Source organism: Marinobacter sp. M3C (assembly GCF_023311895.1).
In the GTDB taxonomy this organism is placed as follows: domain Bacteria; phylum Pseudomonadota; class Gammaproteobacteria; order Pseudomonadales; family Oleiphilaceae; genus Marinobacter.
Genome location: NZ_CP092284.1, coordinates 3,696,472 through 3,713,097, shown reverse-complemented (window position 1 = coordinate 3,713,097; position 16,626 = coordinate 3,696,472). Strand labels below are relative to the sequence as shown.

Annotated in this window: 12 protein-coding genes and 1 pseudogene; 4 read left to right on the top strand and 9 right to left on the bottom strand. The window is 55.6% G+C overall.

The annotated features are described in order from the left end of the window. Positions 1-85: 85 nt before the first annotated feature. From MIH18_RS17375 to hemN, 6 genes and pseudogenes are all read right to left on the bottom strand, one after another. Complete coding sequence (locus tag MIH18_RS17375) at positions 86-3,586, bottom strand: toxin VasX (protein ID WP_249013077.1); 3,501 nt, start codon at positions 3,584-3,586, stop codon at positions 86-88. A 3-nt stretch (positions 3,587-3,589) separates the two neighbouring features. Then, the gene (locus tag MIH18_RS17370) at positions 3,590-4,414 is read right to left on the bottom strand and encodes a DUF4123 domain-containing protein (RefSeq protein WP_249013076.1); all 825 of its coding nucleotides are present in this window, start codon (positions 4,412-4,414) and stop codon (positions 3,590-3,592) included. Continuing rightward, positions 4,411-6,483 carry a type VI secretion system tip protein TssI/VgrG gene (tssI, locus tag MIH18_RS17365; protein ID WP_249013075.1) on the bottom strand — a complete coding sequence of 691 codons (2,073 nt, stop codon included), beginning with the start codon at positions 6,481-6,483 and terminating at the stop codon, positions 4,411-4,413. The genes MIH18_RS17370 and tssI overlap by 4 nt, the downstream gene beginning before the upstream one ends. Before the next feature lie 149 nt (positions 6,484-6,632). Further along, a complete protein-coding gene (locus tag MIH18_RS17360; RefSeq protein ID WP_249013074.1) occupies positions 6,633-7,811 on the bottom strand; it encodes a DUF3524 domain-containing protein in 1,179 nt (392 codons plus the stop codon). 145 nt (positions 7,812-7,956) lie between these two features. Further along, positions 7,957-8,896: pseudogene (locus tag MIH18_RS17355) on the bottom strand (IS1595 family transposase). A gap of 159 nt (positions 8,897-9,055) precedes the next feature. Beyond that, on the bottom strand, positions 9,056-10,477 hold the full coding sequence (gene hemN, locus MIH18_RS17350; protein WP_249013073.1) for an oxygen-independent coproporphyrinogen III oxidase: 1,422 nt from the start codon (positions 10,475-10,477) through the stop codon (positions 9,056-9,058). A 196-nt stretch (positions 10,478-10,673) separates the two neighbouring features. On the opposite strand from hemN, the gene MIH18_RS17345 reads away from it, so the two are divergent. Further along, the gene (locus MIH18_RS17345; protein WP_249013072.1) at positions 10,674-12,206 is read left to right on the top strand and encodes a cryptochrome/photolyase family protein; all 1,533 of its coding nucleotides are present in this window, start codon (positions 10,674-10,676) and stop codon (positions 12,204-12,206) included. 39 nt (positions 12,207-12,245) lie between these two features. After that, positions 12,246-12,716, top strand: coding sequence for a Cd(II)/Pb(II)-responsive transcriptional regulator (locus MIH18_RS17340; protein WP_249009047.1), 471 nt, complete (start codon positions 12,246-12,248; stop codon positions 12,714-12,716). Between the two features lie 81 nt (positions 12,717-12,797). Here the strand turns inward: MIH18_RS17340 and MIH18_RS17335 are convergent, their stop codons facing one another. From MIH18_RS17335 to MIH18_RS17325, 3 genes are read right to left on the bottom strand one after another with little or no spacing between them, the layout of a single operon-like run. After that, positions 12,798-13,628: a class III extradiol ring-cleavage dioxygenase gene (locus MIH18_RS17335; RefSeq protein ID WP_249013071.1), complete on the bottom strand. Its 831-nt coding sequence runs from the start codon at positions 13,626-13,628 to the stop codon at positions 12,798-12,800. Next, a complete protein-coding gene (locus MIH18_RS17330) occupies positions 13,625-14,167 on the bottom strand; it encodes an NADPH-dependent FMN reductase (RefSeq protein ID WP_249013070.1) in 543 nt (180 codons plus the stop codon). The genes MIH18_RS17335 and MIH18_RS17330 overlap by 4 nt, the downstream gene beginning before the upstream one ends. Positions 14,168-14,198: 31 nt before the next feature. Further along, positions 14,199-14,678: a DoxX family protein gene (locus MIH18_RS17325; RefSeq protein ID WP_249009048.1), complete on the bottom strand. Its 480-nt coding sequence runs from the start codon at positions 14,676-14,678 to the stop codon at positions 14,199-14,201. Positions 14,679-14,841: 163 nt separating this feature from the next. Between MIH18_RS17325 and MIH18_RS17320 the strand changes: the two genes are divergently transcribed. Both MIH18_RS17320 and MIH18_RS17315 read left to right on the top strand, forming a co-directional pair. Further along, the gene (locus MIH18_RS17320) at positions 14,842-15,771 is read left to right on the top strand and encodes a LysR family transcriptional regulator (protein WP_249013069.1); all 930 of its coding nucleotides are present in this window, start codon (positions 14,842-14,844) and stop codon (positions 15,769-15,771) included. Positions 15,772-15,941: 170 nt separating this feature from the next. Further along, on the top strand, positions 15,942-16,589 hold the full coding sequence (locus tag MIH18_RS17315; RefSeq protein ID WP_249013068.1) for a cation transporter: 648 nt from the start codon (positions 15,942-15,944) through the stop codon (positions 16,587-16,589). Positions 16,590-16,626: the final 37 nt, after the last annotated feature.

Here is a 16,626-nt window from a genome sequence, read left to right as displayed (position 1 = left end):
GATAAAAAGGTCAGCCGGCCGCTCGGGAAGGGCTCGGAACGCCCCGCGCGAGATGTTTGCTCTGATTGGGCATTTTTCGGATTCATCAAAAGCTATCCATTGCTATGAGTGGCTGGCGGAGTTGCCGCCAGTTGATCTCCGCTTTCGGTGCCTCTTGTATGGGAGTCAAGGGGTACCGGCTGTCAGGAGTCACCTTCAGCATATACACAGAGCCTGTGTAAGCCCCATTTGCCTGTAACGTCTCCACTTTGACCATCAGGCTGAGCTCGCTGGTGAGTGTGCCATACCGGGTTTTCTCATGGGCCGGGGGCCTGAAGGTCAGTTGCAAGTGATCAATGTCAACTGGCTGCTCCATGCTAGCAATGATGGCGCCGGTGCAGGGTACCCAGGTTTCCGGATGAAGTGAAAACATACCCCGCTTCCCCAGCTGGATTCGCCATGCGGCGATTGACACCCGATAGAGCGATTTGCCGTCCGAAGGTTCGGTCAGGCTGTCCGGAGGTAAACGGTAGCAGCTCAGCTGCAACCGAGAAGGTCCTTCATTTTCCGCAGGCACCTCATCAAGGGTGACACTGTCGCCAATCCGGGCAAAGGCTTCCGCATAAGCCTCAAGCGAGCTATCGTGAACACGCTCAGACTCTAGTGACCAAGGCGTAGTTTGCAGCCATCTATCCCGCTCGCTAAGGTTGTAACGGTTGTACAGCCAGGTACCGCCCAATTCGAAAACCGTAAATACCAGCCCCGCCACGTTCAGGCGGGCAAAGAGACCGGACAAAGTCCGGCCTGCGGTGGCCCAAGCCACGGCCTTGCTTTCCATCCCCCGTGCAGCAAGAACCTGAAAAAACGACTGACCAGTTCGAGATAGCCCATAGGCATTGGTAACGACCAACCCCCCACTGCCAATCATTCCCAATGTTGCACCAAACTGGGCTTCGGCATTGCCTGTCTGGACCGCCCTCAGCCAGTTTTCTTGGTGTTTTAAGGCACTAATGCCGGCACTAATTGCCCCAAACAGATAGGCGGGACCACCAAGCCAAACATGCAATTTACCCATTTGGATATGCACACCAGCAACAGCACTGCGCTGCCATGCCTCCGCCAGCGCCCGAGCCCTGGCACTGTATGCGGTGTCCATCAACCCTTGAGAAGCAAGAAAGCCAGCCGCAATAGTCGCCAACGCGCTTTCATAAAGACGCTGTTTATCTTCCGGATTTTCAGACTCCGAGCCAAGTTCGCTAGCAACATTCCATAAGATCGACAGTTGAGCCACGAACACCAAAACCCCAAGCCCATCCCCCATCAGGTTAACTCGATGAGCCGAGGCCAAACCCTGCCGGAAATGCCCCACCAATCGTCCAAGCTCCTGCTGATCCAATGCCGGCAGAACCAACGTCAGGCCGGCACGACCGGTAACGGCTGTTTCCAGTTTCAGGCCGGTGTCGATTTCCTCAACCGGGCTAAGGGCCGCCGCTACCTGTTTACCGACTTTACGGTGCTGTTCACGGATTGCTTTGAACTCAGCCACCAGCCCCTGGGCTTTTTCGGAGCGATGGCCATGGGTTGATTTGGCAACGTCATGGTCGTTCTGAAGCTGTTTCATCTGTTGATCAAGCTGCAGCATCTTTGTGAGATTGTTCCGGAACGTCGCCAACTCGCCTTGCGACGCAACGCGAAATTCCGCCTTGCCCTGGTCTATAGCGTCCAGCATGCTGCGCTTGAAAAAATACGGAAGATCTCGGAAAAGATCATCCAGCTCTGGCAAGGTCTGGCTTCCAATCGCCTGGTACAACTTCTCGATAGCACGCCCCTTGGCAAGGGCAATCGCTGGAGCCACGGTGTCTCCCACTGCACCTGCTTTTTGTTGGATCAGCTTTGAGTAGTCGATGAAGTCCGGCAGTTTGCCATTTTCTGCGGCTTTTATTTTTTGCACCCAATTCGCCGCCCGGGTCACCACGGCGTAGCCAGCGTTGCCGACAATGGCGTAGGTTTTCGCCAGCTCACCGTCTGCCGACCGGTCGTTCTTTGGCAGCGTATGGAACAGTGGGCGACTGTATTGAGGGTGCGTGTTCAACCACTCCAACACGCTCTCGCTCGCCTCATCGGAACGGCAGATGTCTTTAAGGCAAGCGTACTCAAGATCCAGTGCTGCCTCGAGCTGCGTCTTATCTTTCGGGTCAAAATACCAGGCTGCATGATGGTAGCGATTGTCTGTCAGCAGTTGTACACGGTCATTGGTTATGGCCGTCAACAAAGACTGCCACCGAGCAAGTTTCGCTCGCTGGCCTGTCATGAACTGATCCATGGTCTCGCGGTCAATCAGGTCGTTGATTCCACGATTGCCAAAACCCTGTCCTTCAAGAATCGACTCCAGATGCTCGCGGTGACTTTTCTTCAAAGCGGCAATACCTTCAATGTGGGCATCCACAAAATCCGGCAGCGCCCCTTTCATCGCCTGTCGCAAATACCACTCATCCACCGCTCTCTGCATTTTGGGCACGATGCTGTAAGCGTTAGTGCGGTTGGCTGTAGCCCGAATTTCTTCAACTCTCGATTTAACCTCAGCAGGAAGCGACGTGTCGTTGGGGCCAGGTCGGTGCTCGTCTCCTTGTCTTTTTAGGGCTGCCAGCAGTGCCGACTGAGTATCCGAACGATCGCTTTCGGACATAGCTTCCAGATCCTGCCGCATGGACGCGATAGCAGGGTGATCTGAATTGGACATCATGGAGCCCAAGCCCTGTTCGTCCAGCAGGGTCATTGACTCAATCAAGGTGCCAAAAAAATAGTCTCGCTCGTTGCTTCCCTCTTCTGCCCAGCTCTCAATCCATCCCACCACGTCGTCCTGATGCTGTGCCAGATCCAGCATAACGCCTACATCGTCCCGCAAAACCAGACAGAGACAGTTAGAGGTGTCGTCTATCTTCTGTTGTTTTATCAGCTTGCCGAACCGGCTTCTGTGGTAATAGGGCTGATTTTCCCAGTGGTAGAATTCGCTTTCTTGTGGATGGGCACCTTCGGTTGGCTCCGGAACATTGTCTTCGGCAAATTCGGCAACCCGCGCCTTCGCCTGATCCGGGGTGAGCAGAAATTCGCCGCCACTCAGCGGTGAGGCACTGGCAAGATCAACCCTTTGTAACAGCTCATCACGCTCTTCGGGATCATCCAATACTTGTGATTTTTTCCGCGCTGTCCACGCCATCTCAGAAAAAGCGACGTACAGCGTGTGAGAGGTCGGGTATTCCAACTTGCCGCCGTTATGTCCGGTCAGTTCACCGTCTTTATGCAGATACTCGTGAAGCTTCTCTCTATTTGTATCTCCACCGGCGCTTCCACCCGCACTGACATCCAGTACATAAATATAGCCATTTCTCAGAAGGCGATAACCCACCGGGCAGGAGGTCAGCGAGTAAGGGTAGCCTGAATCGGTATCGACAGGTGCGACTTCCACTCTGCCGTAGCGAACAGGCAGCAGGTGAACGGATTTGAGTAATGGGCAGGAAGCGGGCTCATCAATCGGCGTGCCCGGCTGCTCCCAGCAAAGCAGATCGCTGCTTTGCCGATCATTAGTGGGACGTTGTATCCTTGCCATGGTTCATCCTTGATCCATCGGGAATGCGGGTTCAGTGGCGGCATTGCCGCCGGTCAGATTAGGCAACGCTGCAAACAGAAACTGCATAGCGTCTCGCAAACTATTGCACTCATTGTCGAGTGCCTCATCCAGTGTTTTTCGAAGTGCTGGGTAGACATCACGTAGTTGGGGGCCACCTAACTGCCTGCGCACGGGTTCATCAAGGCTATCCCATATCTGCAGTGCATCTTTGCGTCGATTGAAAGCCTTGAAAGCCTCCCTCAACTGGGGCAAAGCATTCTCTTTTTTGGTTTGAGCGGATGTTGTGGGCGGTCGAACGGCCGGCGGTTCAACCTGGCACCATTGCTCGCTGATTCGATCCGGAACAATCAGCCGGTCTGCGACCCTACGGCCAGAACCGGTCAAATTGTTTCCGATTACCGACCGAGCCAGCGCCGGATGAGCAATGCGCATCAGCTCTTCACAACCTGGCGCCATTTCGATCTGCAGATGAGACCGCATCCAACGGGACACGGTAGCGCGGTCTGTGGCAGACACCAGCAAATACCCGTGCTCTTGCATAGACCCTTGCTCCAGGAATCCCCGCAGTACCGGGTCTTCCGGCCCGTTTAACCACACAAGCCAGGGAGACAAGTCTGACATTACCTCCCAGCGAGTTGCGGCGTACAAGCATTCGGCACTGATCGGCCGGTCGCCAGCCCATTGGTAAATGTGTTTGCCAAGCTGTGGAATAGCGACGCCATCCAGAATAAGTCCGACAGCGGAAGGGTCAGGCCAGGGTGAATGGTCAAAAGGAGAATAAGAAAGTGGGCAACAACTCTGGTTCATGAACTCTGCTCCTCACACAGAGGGCATGTTGCATTACCCTTTCTAAGTGCAGCCACCTGGGATTCAACATTGATCGCCCGGGCGTTTTCCCGCTGCCCCACCTCTTCCAAAGCCACTTGCGCAGACGCACTGGGTTGATCGCCCTCAATCATCTCCGGCAGTCCCGGCATCAAAACACCCTGCCCGGAACCACTTCCAGGGCTCCCCCCAGAGTTAATCATGATTCCCGGCCCGCTCAACGTAACGCCGCTGGAGTCAAGCTTCAGGAAGCTGCCGCCGGCGGCCAGTGTGATTTCGACACCTGCGTCAATAACCACTTTAGAGCCTGCCTTGTGGTGAACTTCGGTACCGGCTTCGCTGAGCGTGGCGCTGCCTGATTGCTGGTGAAACGTTCCGCCAATGTTCCTACTGCTGTCGGCTCCAACGGACTGGCGCTTTTCGCCGCCAACGGTGATGTGGTCGTTGTTTTTTACGTGGCTGAACCGGTCATTCTCAACGGTCAGGTGGCTGTTGTTATTGATCACTTCGGTGCGGTTGTTTTCCGTCAGTAGATTCAGGTCTTTTTGGGCATGAACATAAACCTGCTCCTCTTCTGCTTCATCTTCAAAGCGCAGTTCGTTGCTGCCTTCGCCCTTGTGGGTGCGAGTTTTCAGAGTGGTGCGGGTTTTGTGTTCTGGCAGCGCGTAAGGCGGCGTGTTGGTGGCGTGGTAAGTCCGCCCGGTGATAATGGGCTGATCCGGGTCGCCGTCCAGAAAGGAAACAATGACTTCGTTTCCGATTCTCGGTATCGCCATAAAACCGTACTGACCACCTGCCCAGCCCTGGCTCACTCGAAGCCAGGCGCTGCTGTGTTCGTTATTTTCTGAATAACGATCCCACGGGAAGCGCACCTTTACCCGGCCAAATTCATCGCAATGAATTTCCTCGCCTTCCGGGCCGGTGACGATAGCAATTTGCGGGCCGTCCATGCGCGGCCGATGTGTTGGTAAAGGCCGCCAGGTTTTGTCAGCAGGAACAGCGCTGAATGCATTGTGGTAGGTGGTCGGTTCAGAACCGGCTTCTTCTTGCAGCGCCTGGGGCTGTTTGCCGGTGTGAGTGACGGCTGTGAGCAACCAGTCCCGGTTTAAGTCAGGGCTGTTATGCTCGGTTAACGCTACTTTGGCGCCGCAAGTAAAGTCTGCGCGGTTACTTTCACCGTTGGCGGTGCTGGCGTCGTTTCTGAGGGCATCCAGTCGCGCTTCGGTAAACGGCTGGCCGCTGGCGTCGGCCTTGAATCGGCCCGGGTAATCGAAGTGTTGATAGTCTTGGCGCTGGTTGGGACTGGCCGCGCTTTGCTCGTGCATTTGCGCGTAGGCAGGGTTCTTGAAGGTGTAATCTTTCATGGCCACGGAGGCGACGCGAACGCGCTCCTCAAAGCGGAAGCGGAACACGGCAGGCTGCTTGGTGCTTCCCCCCGCTTTGCCGTTATATTCGGCGGCTTCGAGCCGGGGCGCGTCGCCGTGATGATCGGCAATGATTAGGCCGGGCTGTTCGTTTCCGTCTACGCTGCCGTGCTGGTAGCGATAATGCCAACCTTCCTCTGCACCCATTCGCTCAATAAATGCCAGATCGCTTTCCCGATGCTGTACGCAGTATTCCCGTTTCTGTGGGGTGCGTTTAAGATCAAACATAGTGTTTACAACGCCCCGCTCTTCCAGCAGCGTGCGCACGATCGTATCTGTGGTCTGAGTCTGAAATATGCGACTGTTATGCATCAGCTCCAGGCGCCACAAAGGCGGCTGAATGATCAATTCGTAGCGGGTACGGCGGTGGCCGCTGCCTCCCCGGGCAAACTCGTTGACCACACCTGTGAAGCGGCGAAGGGGCGCACCGTCTTGCCAGACCACCAAAACGACCGATTGCTCCAAAACACTGAAGGCATCAACGTCTGCGTTGGTACTGGCCAGCTCAAGGCGGCCGTAAAAAAGCTCACTAAGCCGCTCTGTCAGCGTGAAGCCGACAACGGAAAATAAATCAGAGGGGAGTTCGCCAACATGGGCGGTAAACTGCAGTCCGTTTGCCTGGGGCATATCTTCGATCCCTGAAGATTGAGGTCTTTTCGTGCTCATCCTGAGCCGCCGCCCGATTATAACCTTCAGGTTCGGGAATGTAACCCTGCGGCCCAGAGCCGGGTAAAACATGAGACGTTGGACACAATACCGTTACGAATAGCCGTGCTTCACGCGTTCTCTGCGATAGCGCCCGACAGTAATGCTTTGTAGGCCGGCTTCAATGCGCCGAGGCTGAAACGCTGTACATCCGGCACTGTTAATCGGTCACCATGGCTATCCATAGCCTGCTTTTCAATCAACGCCGCTGCATGAGCCGCCTCGGCCGGAATGTCGTCGCCACAGTCCGGATACAAGTATTCCGGTGCAAACAACTCCGGGTAGGCTTCCCTTGCCGGCACAATGGGCACACAGCCAGCGGCCACAGCCTCAAGCACCGCCAGCCCCTGAAACTCATGTAACGCGGTTGAAAGAATCACGTCCGCGCTCCCCAGCCACTCGTAATACCCGGTGCGGCTCGATGCGTATCCAAACTGCACGAGCCGATGGGCAAACTGCTGTTGAATAGTCGTCATGGCTTCGGGGACTTTGCGGAAACTTTCACCAAGGACACACACCTGAAAACTCACCGCTCTGCGCTCAAGTTCCTGCAGAATCGCAAGCAGCCGGTCAGGACCCTTGTCGTATTCCCAGCGCGCCGCCCACACAATTCTTAGGGGCAATGCACCAGGCCCGGGTTCAAGGCCATTGCGCCATAAACGCTCGCCCGCCTCAAGACTCTGGCGTTTCGCTTCACTGAGAAACACAGGGTCATCGATGGGGACCGGCAGAACCCGGGATTTCGCGGAAATGAGTTCGAGGGTTCCCTCCGGGATACCATCGGGCAATCGCCGGAAGAGTTGCTCAACACCCTCAAGAAAGCTACGCCGGTTCCAGTCGCTGTTGAACAGCACGGTATCGGCAGCAATAGCGCTGTACAGGTTCACCATTTGAGGATCAATGCTATTGTGCTGGCCATCGGATGCCGGATAGGCAAACTGATTTTCATGCATATAAAGCAACGCTGGCGTATGGGCCAGGTTCGGATGAAAACCCCGAACTGACGCCAGATCAACCATGGACGTCACTAACAGCAGGTCCCAATGCTCCTTCAACATCGGCTCGCTCAGCCAGGTCAGCGCGTTACCTCGAATCCGCCAGCGGAAAAATCTCGGCGACAGGGCAAGCACATGCCATTCAAATTCCGGCTGGCTGAGCACCAACTGCTCTCGCCAGCGACGATGGCTGCCTGCGTCATAGGCCGAAAGCAGGAGTATTCTGGGTTGTCGAAGGGCAAGCGTTTTGGACATGAAGGCATTCTGCCCTACTCGCGATTAGACAACCAGACACTCTGATACGGCTGCAGTGTGATACTGCCCGACAGATTTTATATGGCCATACCCGAGATCAAGTCAAACCAATGATCCGTGCCACACGGAGTGTGTATCAAGTAGGCTATGTCCCAATTAGTTGTTGCGATACTCGACCGGTTGCTTCCAACAAACAGCATTCGGGAGTTAGCTCAGGGTATCGCTCCAGCAACCGTCGCCAACCCAAGTAGTTCTTCAGGTATTTGGTCGCCACACCATGGAACCGAATCATCCAGTTTTTCAATCGACTGTCGTACGCATTGACGTTCTGGATATGAAAAGCACCGCGGACACGGGGCCGGCGAGCAGATACAGCCTGGTGCTCGATTCCCGCTTTTTTCGCAAAAGCCCGATAAACCGAGGCCCCGTCAGTACAGAGGCAGGCATCCGCTGCGACCAACGGCTTGAGTGCGCGGCTGACTTCGATGGCATTGAGCTTTGGCAAGATAAAATCTGCGGTTTCCCCGGTCCGATCACGCACCACCAGCACTGGAATTTGGTCGGGCCCCGTTCCGCGAGTTAGGCTGACTCCGCCCCGCTGACGGGCCTTGCGAGAGATTTTTCGCTGGCCTTTGAAGGACTCCAGAAAGAGGGTCTCATCCGCTTCCACGATGCCGGACTCGCGTTGAGCCTGATGCCCCGCAACCAGAGCCAAGAAGCGGTGGCGCCACAAGAAGGCCGTGTTCTTGTTGATGTGACACTCAGTCGCAGCCTGGCGCACGGTTTTGCCGTCGATTAGCGCCTGAGCGTAGCAGAACCATTGCTCACGTTTACGCAGGCGTGCCAACGGAGTTCCGGTCAACGGATTGCAAGTACGCCTGCATTGGGCGCAACGGTAACGCGGCAGATTGTGGCCTGAGCCGCGATGCCTGGCAATGCGGACAGCAGGTGGGAGAGTGCTCGACGAGCAGCGTGTCCGCCGCGCCCGTATCGGCCTGTTGGAAATAGCGGTGTAGTTGATGCCGCTGGCTGGGTGTCAGCTGGCCTAGTTGCAACATGAGGAAGTGAAAGGCTTTGTCGTTCATGGCATAACCTCCGATGAGGAGATATCTGCTCTAAGTATAGCTGCGCAACAACCAATCTGGAACATAAAAAGGGTGCCATGAAGGCACCCTTTTTATGTTCCAGATTGCTTTAACAGACATCAGGGCAGGCCTGCCGGAGTAGCGCTGCCCTAATAAACATCAGATAATTCGCGAAAACCGCTGAGTGGCCCCTTCTTTGCGATAGGCATCAAAAATCTGACAAATGGCACGAATAAGCAGCCGTCCAGCGGGCTGCACCTGCAGTACGCAGCCGTTATCCGCAATCAGCTCGTCGGCCATCATCGGCTTTAGGCGTAACAGTTCATCGGCAAAATATCGGTCAAAATCTTCGTTCCATTCGGCAGCAAATTGCTGACGATCCAGACGGAACTGACAGATCAGCTGGCCAATAACCCAGCGCCGCAGGCGGTCGTCGCGGGTCAGGTTCACACCTTTGGTGATCGCCAGCTGACCTGAATCTATCGCGGCCTCCCAGGATGGCAGATCGTGGTTGTTCTGGAAGTACGCATCGTCGGTCTGGCCGATGGCCGACACACCCAGCGACACCAGATCGCAATCGGAGTGGGTGGTGTAACCCTGAAAATTACGATGCAGGCGACCGGCGCGCTGGGCTAGCGCCAGGCTGTCATCAGGTTTGGCAAAGTGGTCCATACCGATGTATTCGTAACCGGCATCCAGCAATCGGTTAATGGTGTTGTGCAAGATGGTCAGCTTTTGCTGCGGCGTGGGCATGGTGTCGCCCTTGAGCCGTGTTTGCGGGTAGAACCGCTCTGGCAGATGGGCGTAGCTGAACACCGACAGCCGATCTGGCGACATGTCGATCACTTCTTCCAATGTTGCCGCAAAGCTGTCCGGGGTCTGATACGGCAGACCGTAAATCAGGTCCAGGTTAATGGAACCAAAGCCCAGGCGGCGCGCTTCATCCAACACCCCGCGGGTCATTTCCTTAGGCTGTATCCGGTTGACCGCTTTTTGCACCTGGGAATTTACATCCTGCACGCCCAGGCTGATGCGGTTAAAGCCCAACTCCCACAGTGTGGAAAGGGTGTCGTCATCCACTTCACGGGGATCGATTTCAATACTGTAGTCGTGACTGCCATCGGTTTGCAGATTGAACAGTTCGCCGTAGCCGTGCATCAGTTCGCGCATTACATCGCGGGGCAGGAACGTTGGCGTGCCGCCGCCCAAGTGCAACTGTTTCACCGGCCGGTCAGCACCGAATAATTTGGCTTGCATGGCCGCTTCTTTCAGCAGGCGCTGCACATAAGGCTGGGCATTATTACGCTTCTTGGTGATGACCTTATTGCACGCGCAGTAGTAGCACAGGTGCGCGCAAAACGGGATGTGGGTGTACAACGACAGCGGTCGGCCGGTGGCCTTGCTGCGTGCGGCCGCCTGCACCATATCGTTAATCGGATACGTCTGATTGAATTCCACCGCCGTAGGGTAAGAGGTATAGCGCGGGCCGCTCAGATCGTAGCGGCGAATGAGCGCGTCGTCCCAGGTAAATTCGGGCAGAATAATGGTGTCAGAAGACGGAACTGCGGTTGTGGAAGCCATAAATAAAGACTCTGGGCGCCTTGAGTTTGAAGCAGACTGTAAACCGGCATCGTAACCGTGTTTTAGCGCCGCCATGTTGATTCGTATCATCTGTGAACATGACAACAGTGTATCAAGCCTGAAATGACGCGACTGTTGCGCTTATTGAGTATGTTGGCTACCCCTTTTGGAACACACACTGTCTGGACAAAGCACTATGGCTAACCTGATTTTGATTCTCGCAGACCAGCTAACGCCAGGCCTGAGCGCTCTGGACGGCGCCGATCGCGATACCGACCGAATCGTTATGGCGGAAGTTCACAGCGAAGCCAGCTACACCAACCACCACAAGAAAAAACTGATACTGCTGTTCAGTGCCATGCGCCATTTTGCTGGCCAGTTGGAAGCCGACGGTTACAGCGTGCATTACCAGCGCTATCACCCCGATAACACGGCGCAAAGCCTGGAACAGGTGATGGCCGAGCAAATAAAGGCCCACCAACCCGAGCGCATTATTACCACCGAGTGCGGCGAATGGCGCCTGCACAACATCATCAGCCAGTGGCATGAAACCCTGGGCGTAACGACAGAAATTCGCCCGGACACCCGTTTTATTGCAACTAAACAAGAATTTGCCGATTGGGCCGAAGGCCGCAAACAGCTGCGCATGGAATATTTCTACCGGGAAATGCGGCGCAAAACCGGGCTACTGATGACCCCGGAGCAAAAGCCTGAAGGCGGCGAATGGAACTACGACGCCGAAAACCGCCAAAAATGGACGGGCAAACCACCTGCTCCAGCGCCGTTCCGGATCGAACCGGATGCCGTCACCCAAGAAGTCATCGACATGGTAGAAAAACACTTCGGCGACCATTTTGGCAGCAGCGACGACTTTCATTTTGCAGTGACCGCCGCCGACGCCGAGAAAGCCCTGGAACACTTCATTGACTACGCCCTGCCCTGCTTTGGCGACTACCAAGACGCGATATCTGACCACGAAGACTGGTTGTTCCATTCCATATTGTCGCCCTACATAAACTGCGGCTTGCTAGACCCGCTTGCCGTATGCAAGCAGGCGGCCCAAGCCTGGTACGCTGGGCGTGCGCCCATCAACGCGGTGGAAGGATTTATTCGTCAAATTGTCGGCTGGCGCGAGTTTGTACGCGGCATTTACTGGCTGCACATGCCCGAGTACGCCCGCAATAACCAGTTGGGCAATGACCGCGCCCTACCCGGGTTCTACTGGACCGGCGACACCCGCATGCGCTGTATGCACAAAGCCATTGATGCCACCCGCCGCAATGGCTATGCCCACCACATTCAACGCTTGATGGTGACCGGCAACTTCGCCCTGCTGGCCGGCATTACACCCGATGAAATTTGTGACTGGTATCTGGCGGTCTATGTGGATGCCTACGACTGGGTGGAACTTCCCAACGTGCTGGGCATGGTGATGCACGCCGACGGTGGCTATTTAGGCTCAAAACCTTACGCCGCCAGCGGTAAGTACATCCAGCGCCAATCAGACCACTGTAAAAACTGCCATTACAAAGTGGCGAAAGCCACCGAAGACGACGCTTGCCCGTTCAACTCGCTGTATTGGCACTTTATTGACCGCCACCGTGATCAGTTCGCTAAAAATCCGCGCATGACTATGATGTATCGCAATTGGGAAAAACAAAAACCGGAGCGCCGCGACGCTTTGCTGAAACGCGCCAACTATTTGCTGGACAACCTGGACAGCCTGTAAAACTCCCGGGCAAAATCAACCATCAGGAAACCCGATGTGATGAAAATTGGTGAGGTATCCGGGCACGCATCCGTTCCCGTGGAAACGATTCGCTATTATGAAAAAATCGGTTTGCTGCTAAAGCCGGATCGAGACGCCAGCGGCTACCGTGTTTATCGTAACGCACACTTGAACCGTCTTTTGTTCATCAAGCGTTGTCGTAACCTTGATATGACTCAGGACGAAATCCGCGAGTTGATTCGGCTGTCCGAAAACCCCGAAGCAGACTGCCATGAAGTTGACGCCCTTCTGGCCCGACATTTGAGCCACGTGCGCGACCGGTTGAAGGAGCTCGCAAACCTCGAACAAACCCTGGAGCAACTGCAAAAAGCCTGCTCGAATGCTGGTGGCACCACGGTTCAGGAGTGCGGCATTCTGGGAGGGCTCAGCTCAGAACTGGAAAATTTGCACAAAAAGCACAGCGACCACGAGAATCACGTGCCAGGCACCCACAGGCCTGGTAAAAATTAAGATTCTGCCAAAACGGCTGTGAGATCGAAATCTCCTGCTGTGCTTTCTCAGATATAGGCAATGTTCTGTCGAGCAGATGTATTAGCCAAAACGATAGGCTGAAAGCTGTGTTTTTAAAACTTTTTCTGAGTAGATCTTGCGGCCAATTTCTTGACCAGCAGCACCGGCGGCCACCATCAGTGGTATCAGGTGTTCCTCCCCCCCAAGTGGATGGCATTGGCGGGCATGTGGTGCGCTGATCCAGTCGTGAAGTACTGCCTTACGCTGCTTGGGATCGGCCGCAACCGCCTGGCTGAGCCAGTCATCGAAAGCCTCCGAGAGCGGTGTAAAATTTGCGTCTCCATAACCACGCATATTGTGGAAACTCATGCCGCTACCGATGATCAGTACGCCGTCTTCACGCAGCGGCTGCAGGGCCTCTCCGGCGGCCAGGTGCGCCGCTGGGGCTAGGCCATCTTGCAGAGACAATTGCACCACGGGAATATCGGCATCGGGGAACATCAGCTTCAGCGGTATAAACATTCCGTGATCGAATCCACGCTGACTATCTTGATGGCTGGTCAGTCCCGCCTCCGACAACAGGCTCGAAACTCGCTCAGCCAGTGCCGGCGCTCCGGGCGCCGGATACGTGAGTTCGTAGGTATGCCTGGGGAACCCGTAGTAGTCAAAAATCAACTCAGGTTTTGCGCCCGCTGTTACGCTGAATCCCGGCGTCAGCCAGTGCGCAGAGATCAGCAAGATCGCACGAGGGCGAGACGGCAACGACGCCGCTATTCCCCCCAAAAAGGCAGCCATACCGTCCCAGGCATCGGCCGGAGTCCAGTCCATAAAAAAACAGGGACCCGCTCCGTGGGGAATGAATAAGACCGGCTGAGCAATGTGCTCGTTGAGCGTTGCGGTGGAGTGCGTCATTGGCTGGCCAGCCAGTGGGTATAGCCCGTCATGTACTTCTGCAGAAAATCCCGGGTAGACTCATCAACCAGACGGCCTTCCTCATTAAAAGCGGTATGCGCGGAAGCCAGGGCGAAATCCGGAGCCAGATACACTGGCGTCAGGGTCGCCGCAAGAATGTCACGCAGATGAACCTGAGCTCGGGCCCCGCCAAGAGTGCTCATCGAACTGCTCATTACGCCGGTGGGCTTGCCGCGCATCACTGAGTTAAATGCCGGTCGCGAGGCCCAGTCAATGGCATTTTTAAGGACACCAGGGACGCTGTAATTGTATTCCGGGGTGGCGATCAGCATGCCGTCGGCATCGGCGATGGCATCCAACCAAGCCTGCACCGGTGCCGGCTTGGTGTCACCATCCAGATCACCGTTGTAGAGGGGTATATCGGCAAGATCAAACACTTCGATCGATGTGCCTCGATCGACAAACTCTGCAACCGTTTTCAGTAGTTGGGTATTGAAGGAACCCTTACGCAAACTGCCGCTAATGGCCAATATCTTCATTGTCTTTTCTCCTTAAGATCAACCAGATCTTTTATATGTGTTGTTTCGTCGGGGTAGCGATTTCGCCAGCCAGGCGCCCCATCAGCACACCGTCTAGAGCAAACCGGCCGGCGCCCTGAATTGCCAGCGCAAGCGTAACGGCGAACAAAGTCAGGGCGTACTCGTAGCCGTTGTTGGACATGAACAGACCATTACCGATATGCACGGCGAAAATGGCGACCAGCATGGCAAAGGCCGTAACCAGAGCAGCCGGACGGGTCAGCAGGCCCAGCACCAGCGCCAGACCACCGAAGAACTCGGCACCGCCGGCCAGCAAAGCCATCAGGTAGCCCGGCTCCAAGCCGATGCTGGCCAACCACTGCCCGGTCCCTTCCAGACCATAGCCACCGAACCATCCGAAGAGTTTCTGAGCGCCGTGAGCCGCCAGGACCAGCCCCACCGGTACCCGCAGGACCAAAGCGGCATAACCGCCGTTGGAGTTGAATAACGTCTGTGCAAATTTGGAGCTCATCATAGTTACCTTGAATTTTGATCTGTTTATTTGTCCTGAAGACGCGCTCCGGATGTTGAACACACCTTACTGTCACCGGGCCAAAAGACTAAGATGGCGATCGATGCTTTATTATCAATAAAATGTTGATAATAGCCGAAAGTCACAGAGTCAGGAGAAACCAATGGACCGTATCGATGCCATGCGCGCCTTCGTCACAGTGGTGAACGCAGGCACTTTCACCCGCGCCGCCGACCGTCTGGAAATGTCCCCGCAGCTGGTCAGCAAGTACGTGTCCCAGCTGGAGCAACACTTGGGCGTACGGCTGCTCAACCGCACCACCCGCAAGATCCACCTGACCGAGGCCGGAACGAGCTATCACCAGCAGGCTCAACAGGTACTGAACGACATCGATGACATGGAGAGCCAAATCGGAGACCTGCAAACCCAGGCCCAGGGTCTGCTCCGCATCAGTGCACCTGTGTCCTTCGCTATCCGCCACATGACGCCGTTCCTGAATGAATTCCAGAAAGCGCATCCGGGCGTAGGCATCGATCTGCAACTGAACGACCGCAAGGTCGACGTCGTCGAGGAGGGGTTTGATGTAGTGCTGCGAATCGGCCACCTGAAAAGCTCCTCACTGATCGCCAAACGGATCGCACCGGTACGGCTGTTGTTGTGCGCCTCACCGGCCTACCTGAAACAACACGGCACTCCCCAGCACCCTGAAGACCTCAGGGGCCACCGTCACCTGCGCTATAGCTACATGGAGCTGGATACCAGCCAGCCCGTGTACCGCTGGCTGCAAAGCAATCGTCAAGACGGCATCAGCCACATGATAAGCAACAATGGAGATGTGCTGATCGAAGCCGCCATCGCTGGCGCGGGCATTGCCTTGCAACCTACCTTTATTTCAGGCTCGGCAATCAAGGAAGGAAAGCTACAGGTCGTCCTGCCGGAGTATGAACCCGAGCCTATGGGGCTCTACGCGGTGTATGCGCACCGGCAGCTGCTGGCGAGCAAGGTTCGAAGTTTCGTTGACTTTATTGACGGTTATTTTGGCGCCCCCCCCATACTGGGATTGAATTCGCCGGCATTTCCCCTAAGGGACTGAGTAGCGCTTTGAACATTGTCCGGGATGAGTTGAGCACTACAGATTGACGACACCCTGTGGGTTACTACTTACATCCTGTGTAATTACCTTCTGAAAAGACATGGTTGGTGTTGACCCTGTAGTAACTACAGGGTCTTCAATATAAAGCCAGCTTATTATAGGAGGTGTTTATGGCATGCAGTTGCTCTGGACCAGAACTGAAATCCCCTGCCCCAGGTTTTCGTCGCGCATTGTGGATTGCCCTGTGGGTTAATCTGGCCATGTTTTTCGTGGAAGGTGCTGCCAGCTTGCAATCCGGCTCCGTTTCCCTTATGGCAGACGCCATCGACTTCTTTGGCGACAGCGCCAACTACATTCTGTCACTTTCGGTTATGTCTCTCGGCATGCTCTGGCGCGGCCGCGCGGCCATGGTGAAAGGCATTACCATGGTGGTGTTCGGCATAGTGGTGTTGGCCCGTGCACTTTGGGTGATGGAACAGGGTGTTACCCCCGAACCCTTTACCATGGGCATGATTGGCCTGCTGGCTCTGGTTGCCAACGTGGGCGTTGCCTTGGTGCTTTTCCGGTTTCGGGATGGCGACTCTGATATGCGCTCGGTCTGGCTATGCAGCCGGAATGACGCCATCAGCAACCTGGCCGTGATGGCAGCCGCTCTGGGCGTGTTCGGAACCGGAAGCGCCTGGCCGGATCTGAGTGTGGCCGCCATTATGAGCGCCCTGGCCATATCGGCCGGTATCAGCGTTGTGCGCCATGCCCGAATAGATATTGCAGGGGCTCAACGCCCTGCTGACAGCGAGGTAAAGGCGGTTCCCCGCTAACCGGGGAACCTCAAAACCTTACCCCGACCTACCCCTA

What these genes read in the sequence shown, in the direction of transcription:
- MIH18_RS17375 (WP_249013077.1), bottom strand. Translation starts at nt 3,586, where the DNA reads ATGGCAAGGATACAACGTCCCACTAATGATCGGCAAAGCAGCGATCTG.
- MIH18_RS17370 (WP_249013076.1), bottom strand. Translation starts at nt 4,414, where the DNA reads ATGAACCAGAGTTGTTGCCCACTTTCTTATTCTCCTTTTGACCATTCA.
- tssI (WP_249013075.1), bottom strand. Translation starts at nt 6,483, where the DNA reads ATGCCCCAGGCAAACGGACTGCAGTTTACCGCCCATGTTGGCGAACTC.
- MIH18_RS17360 (WP_249013074.1), bottom strand. Translation starts at nt 7,811, where the DNA reads ATGTCCAAAACGCTTGCCCTTCGACAACCCAGAATACTCCTGCTTTCG.
- hemN (WP_249013073.1), bottom strand. Translation starts at nt 10,477, where the DNA reads ATGGCTTCCACAACCGCAGTTCCGTCTTCTGACACCATTATTCTGCCC.
- MIH18_RS17345 (WP_249013072.1), top strand. Translation starts at nt 10,674, where the DNA reads ATGGCTAACCTGATTTTGATTCTCGCAGACCAGCTAACGCCAGGCCTG.
- MIH18_RS17340 (WP_249009047.1), top strand. Translation starts at nt 12,246, where the DNA reads ATGAAAATTGGTGAGGTATCCGGGCACGCATCCGTTCCCGTGGAAACG.
- MIH18_RS17335 (WP_249013071.1), bottom strand. Translation starts at nt 13,628, where the DNA reads ATGACGCACTCCACCGCAACGCTCAACGAGCACATTGCTCAGCCGGTC.
- MIH18_RS17330 (WP_249013070.1), bottom strand. Translation starts at nt 14,167, where the DNA reads ATGAAGATATTGGCCATTAGCGGCAGTTTGCGTAAGGGTTCCTTCAAT.
- MIH18_RS17325 (WP_249009048.1), bottom strand. Translation starts at nt 14,678, where the DNA reads ATGAGCTCCAAATTTGCACAGACGTTATTCAACTCCAACGGCGGTTAT.
- MIH18_RS17320 (WP_249013069.1), top strand. Translation starts at nt 14,842, where the DNA reads ATGGACCGTATCGATGCCATGCGCGCCTTCGTCACAGTGGTGAACGCA.
- MIH18_RS17315 (WP_249013068.1), top strand. Translation starts at nt 15,942, where the DNA reads ATGGCATGCAGTTGCTCTGGACCAGAACTGAAATCCCCTGCCCCAGGT.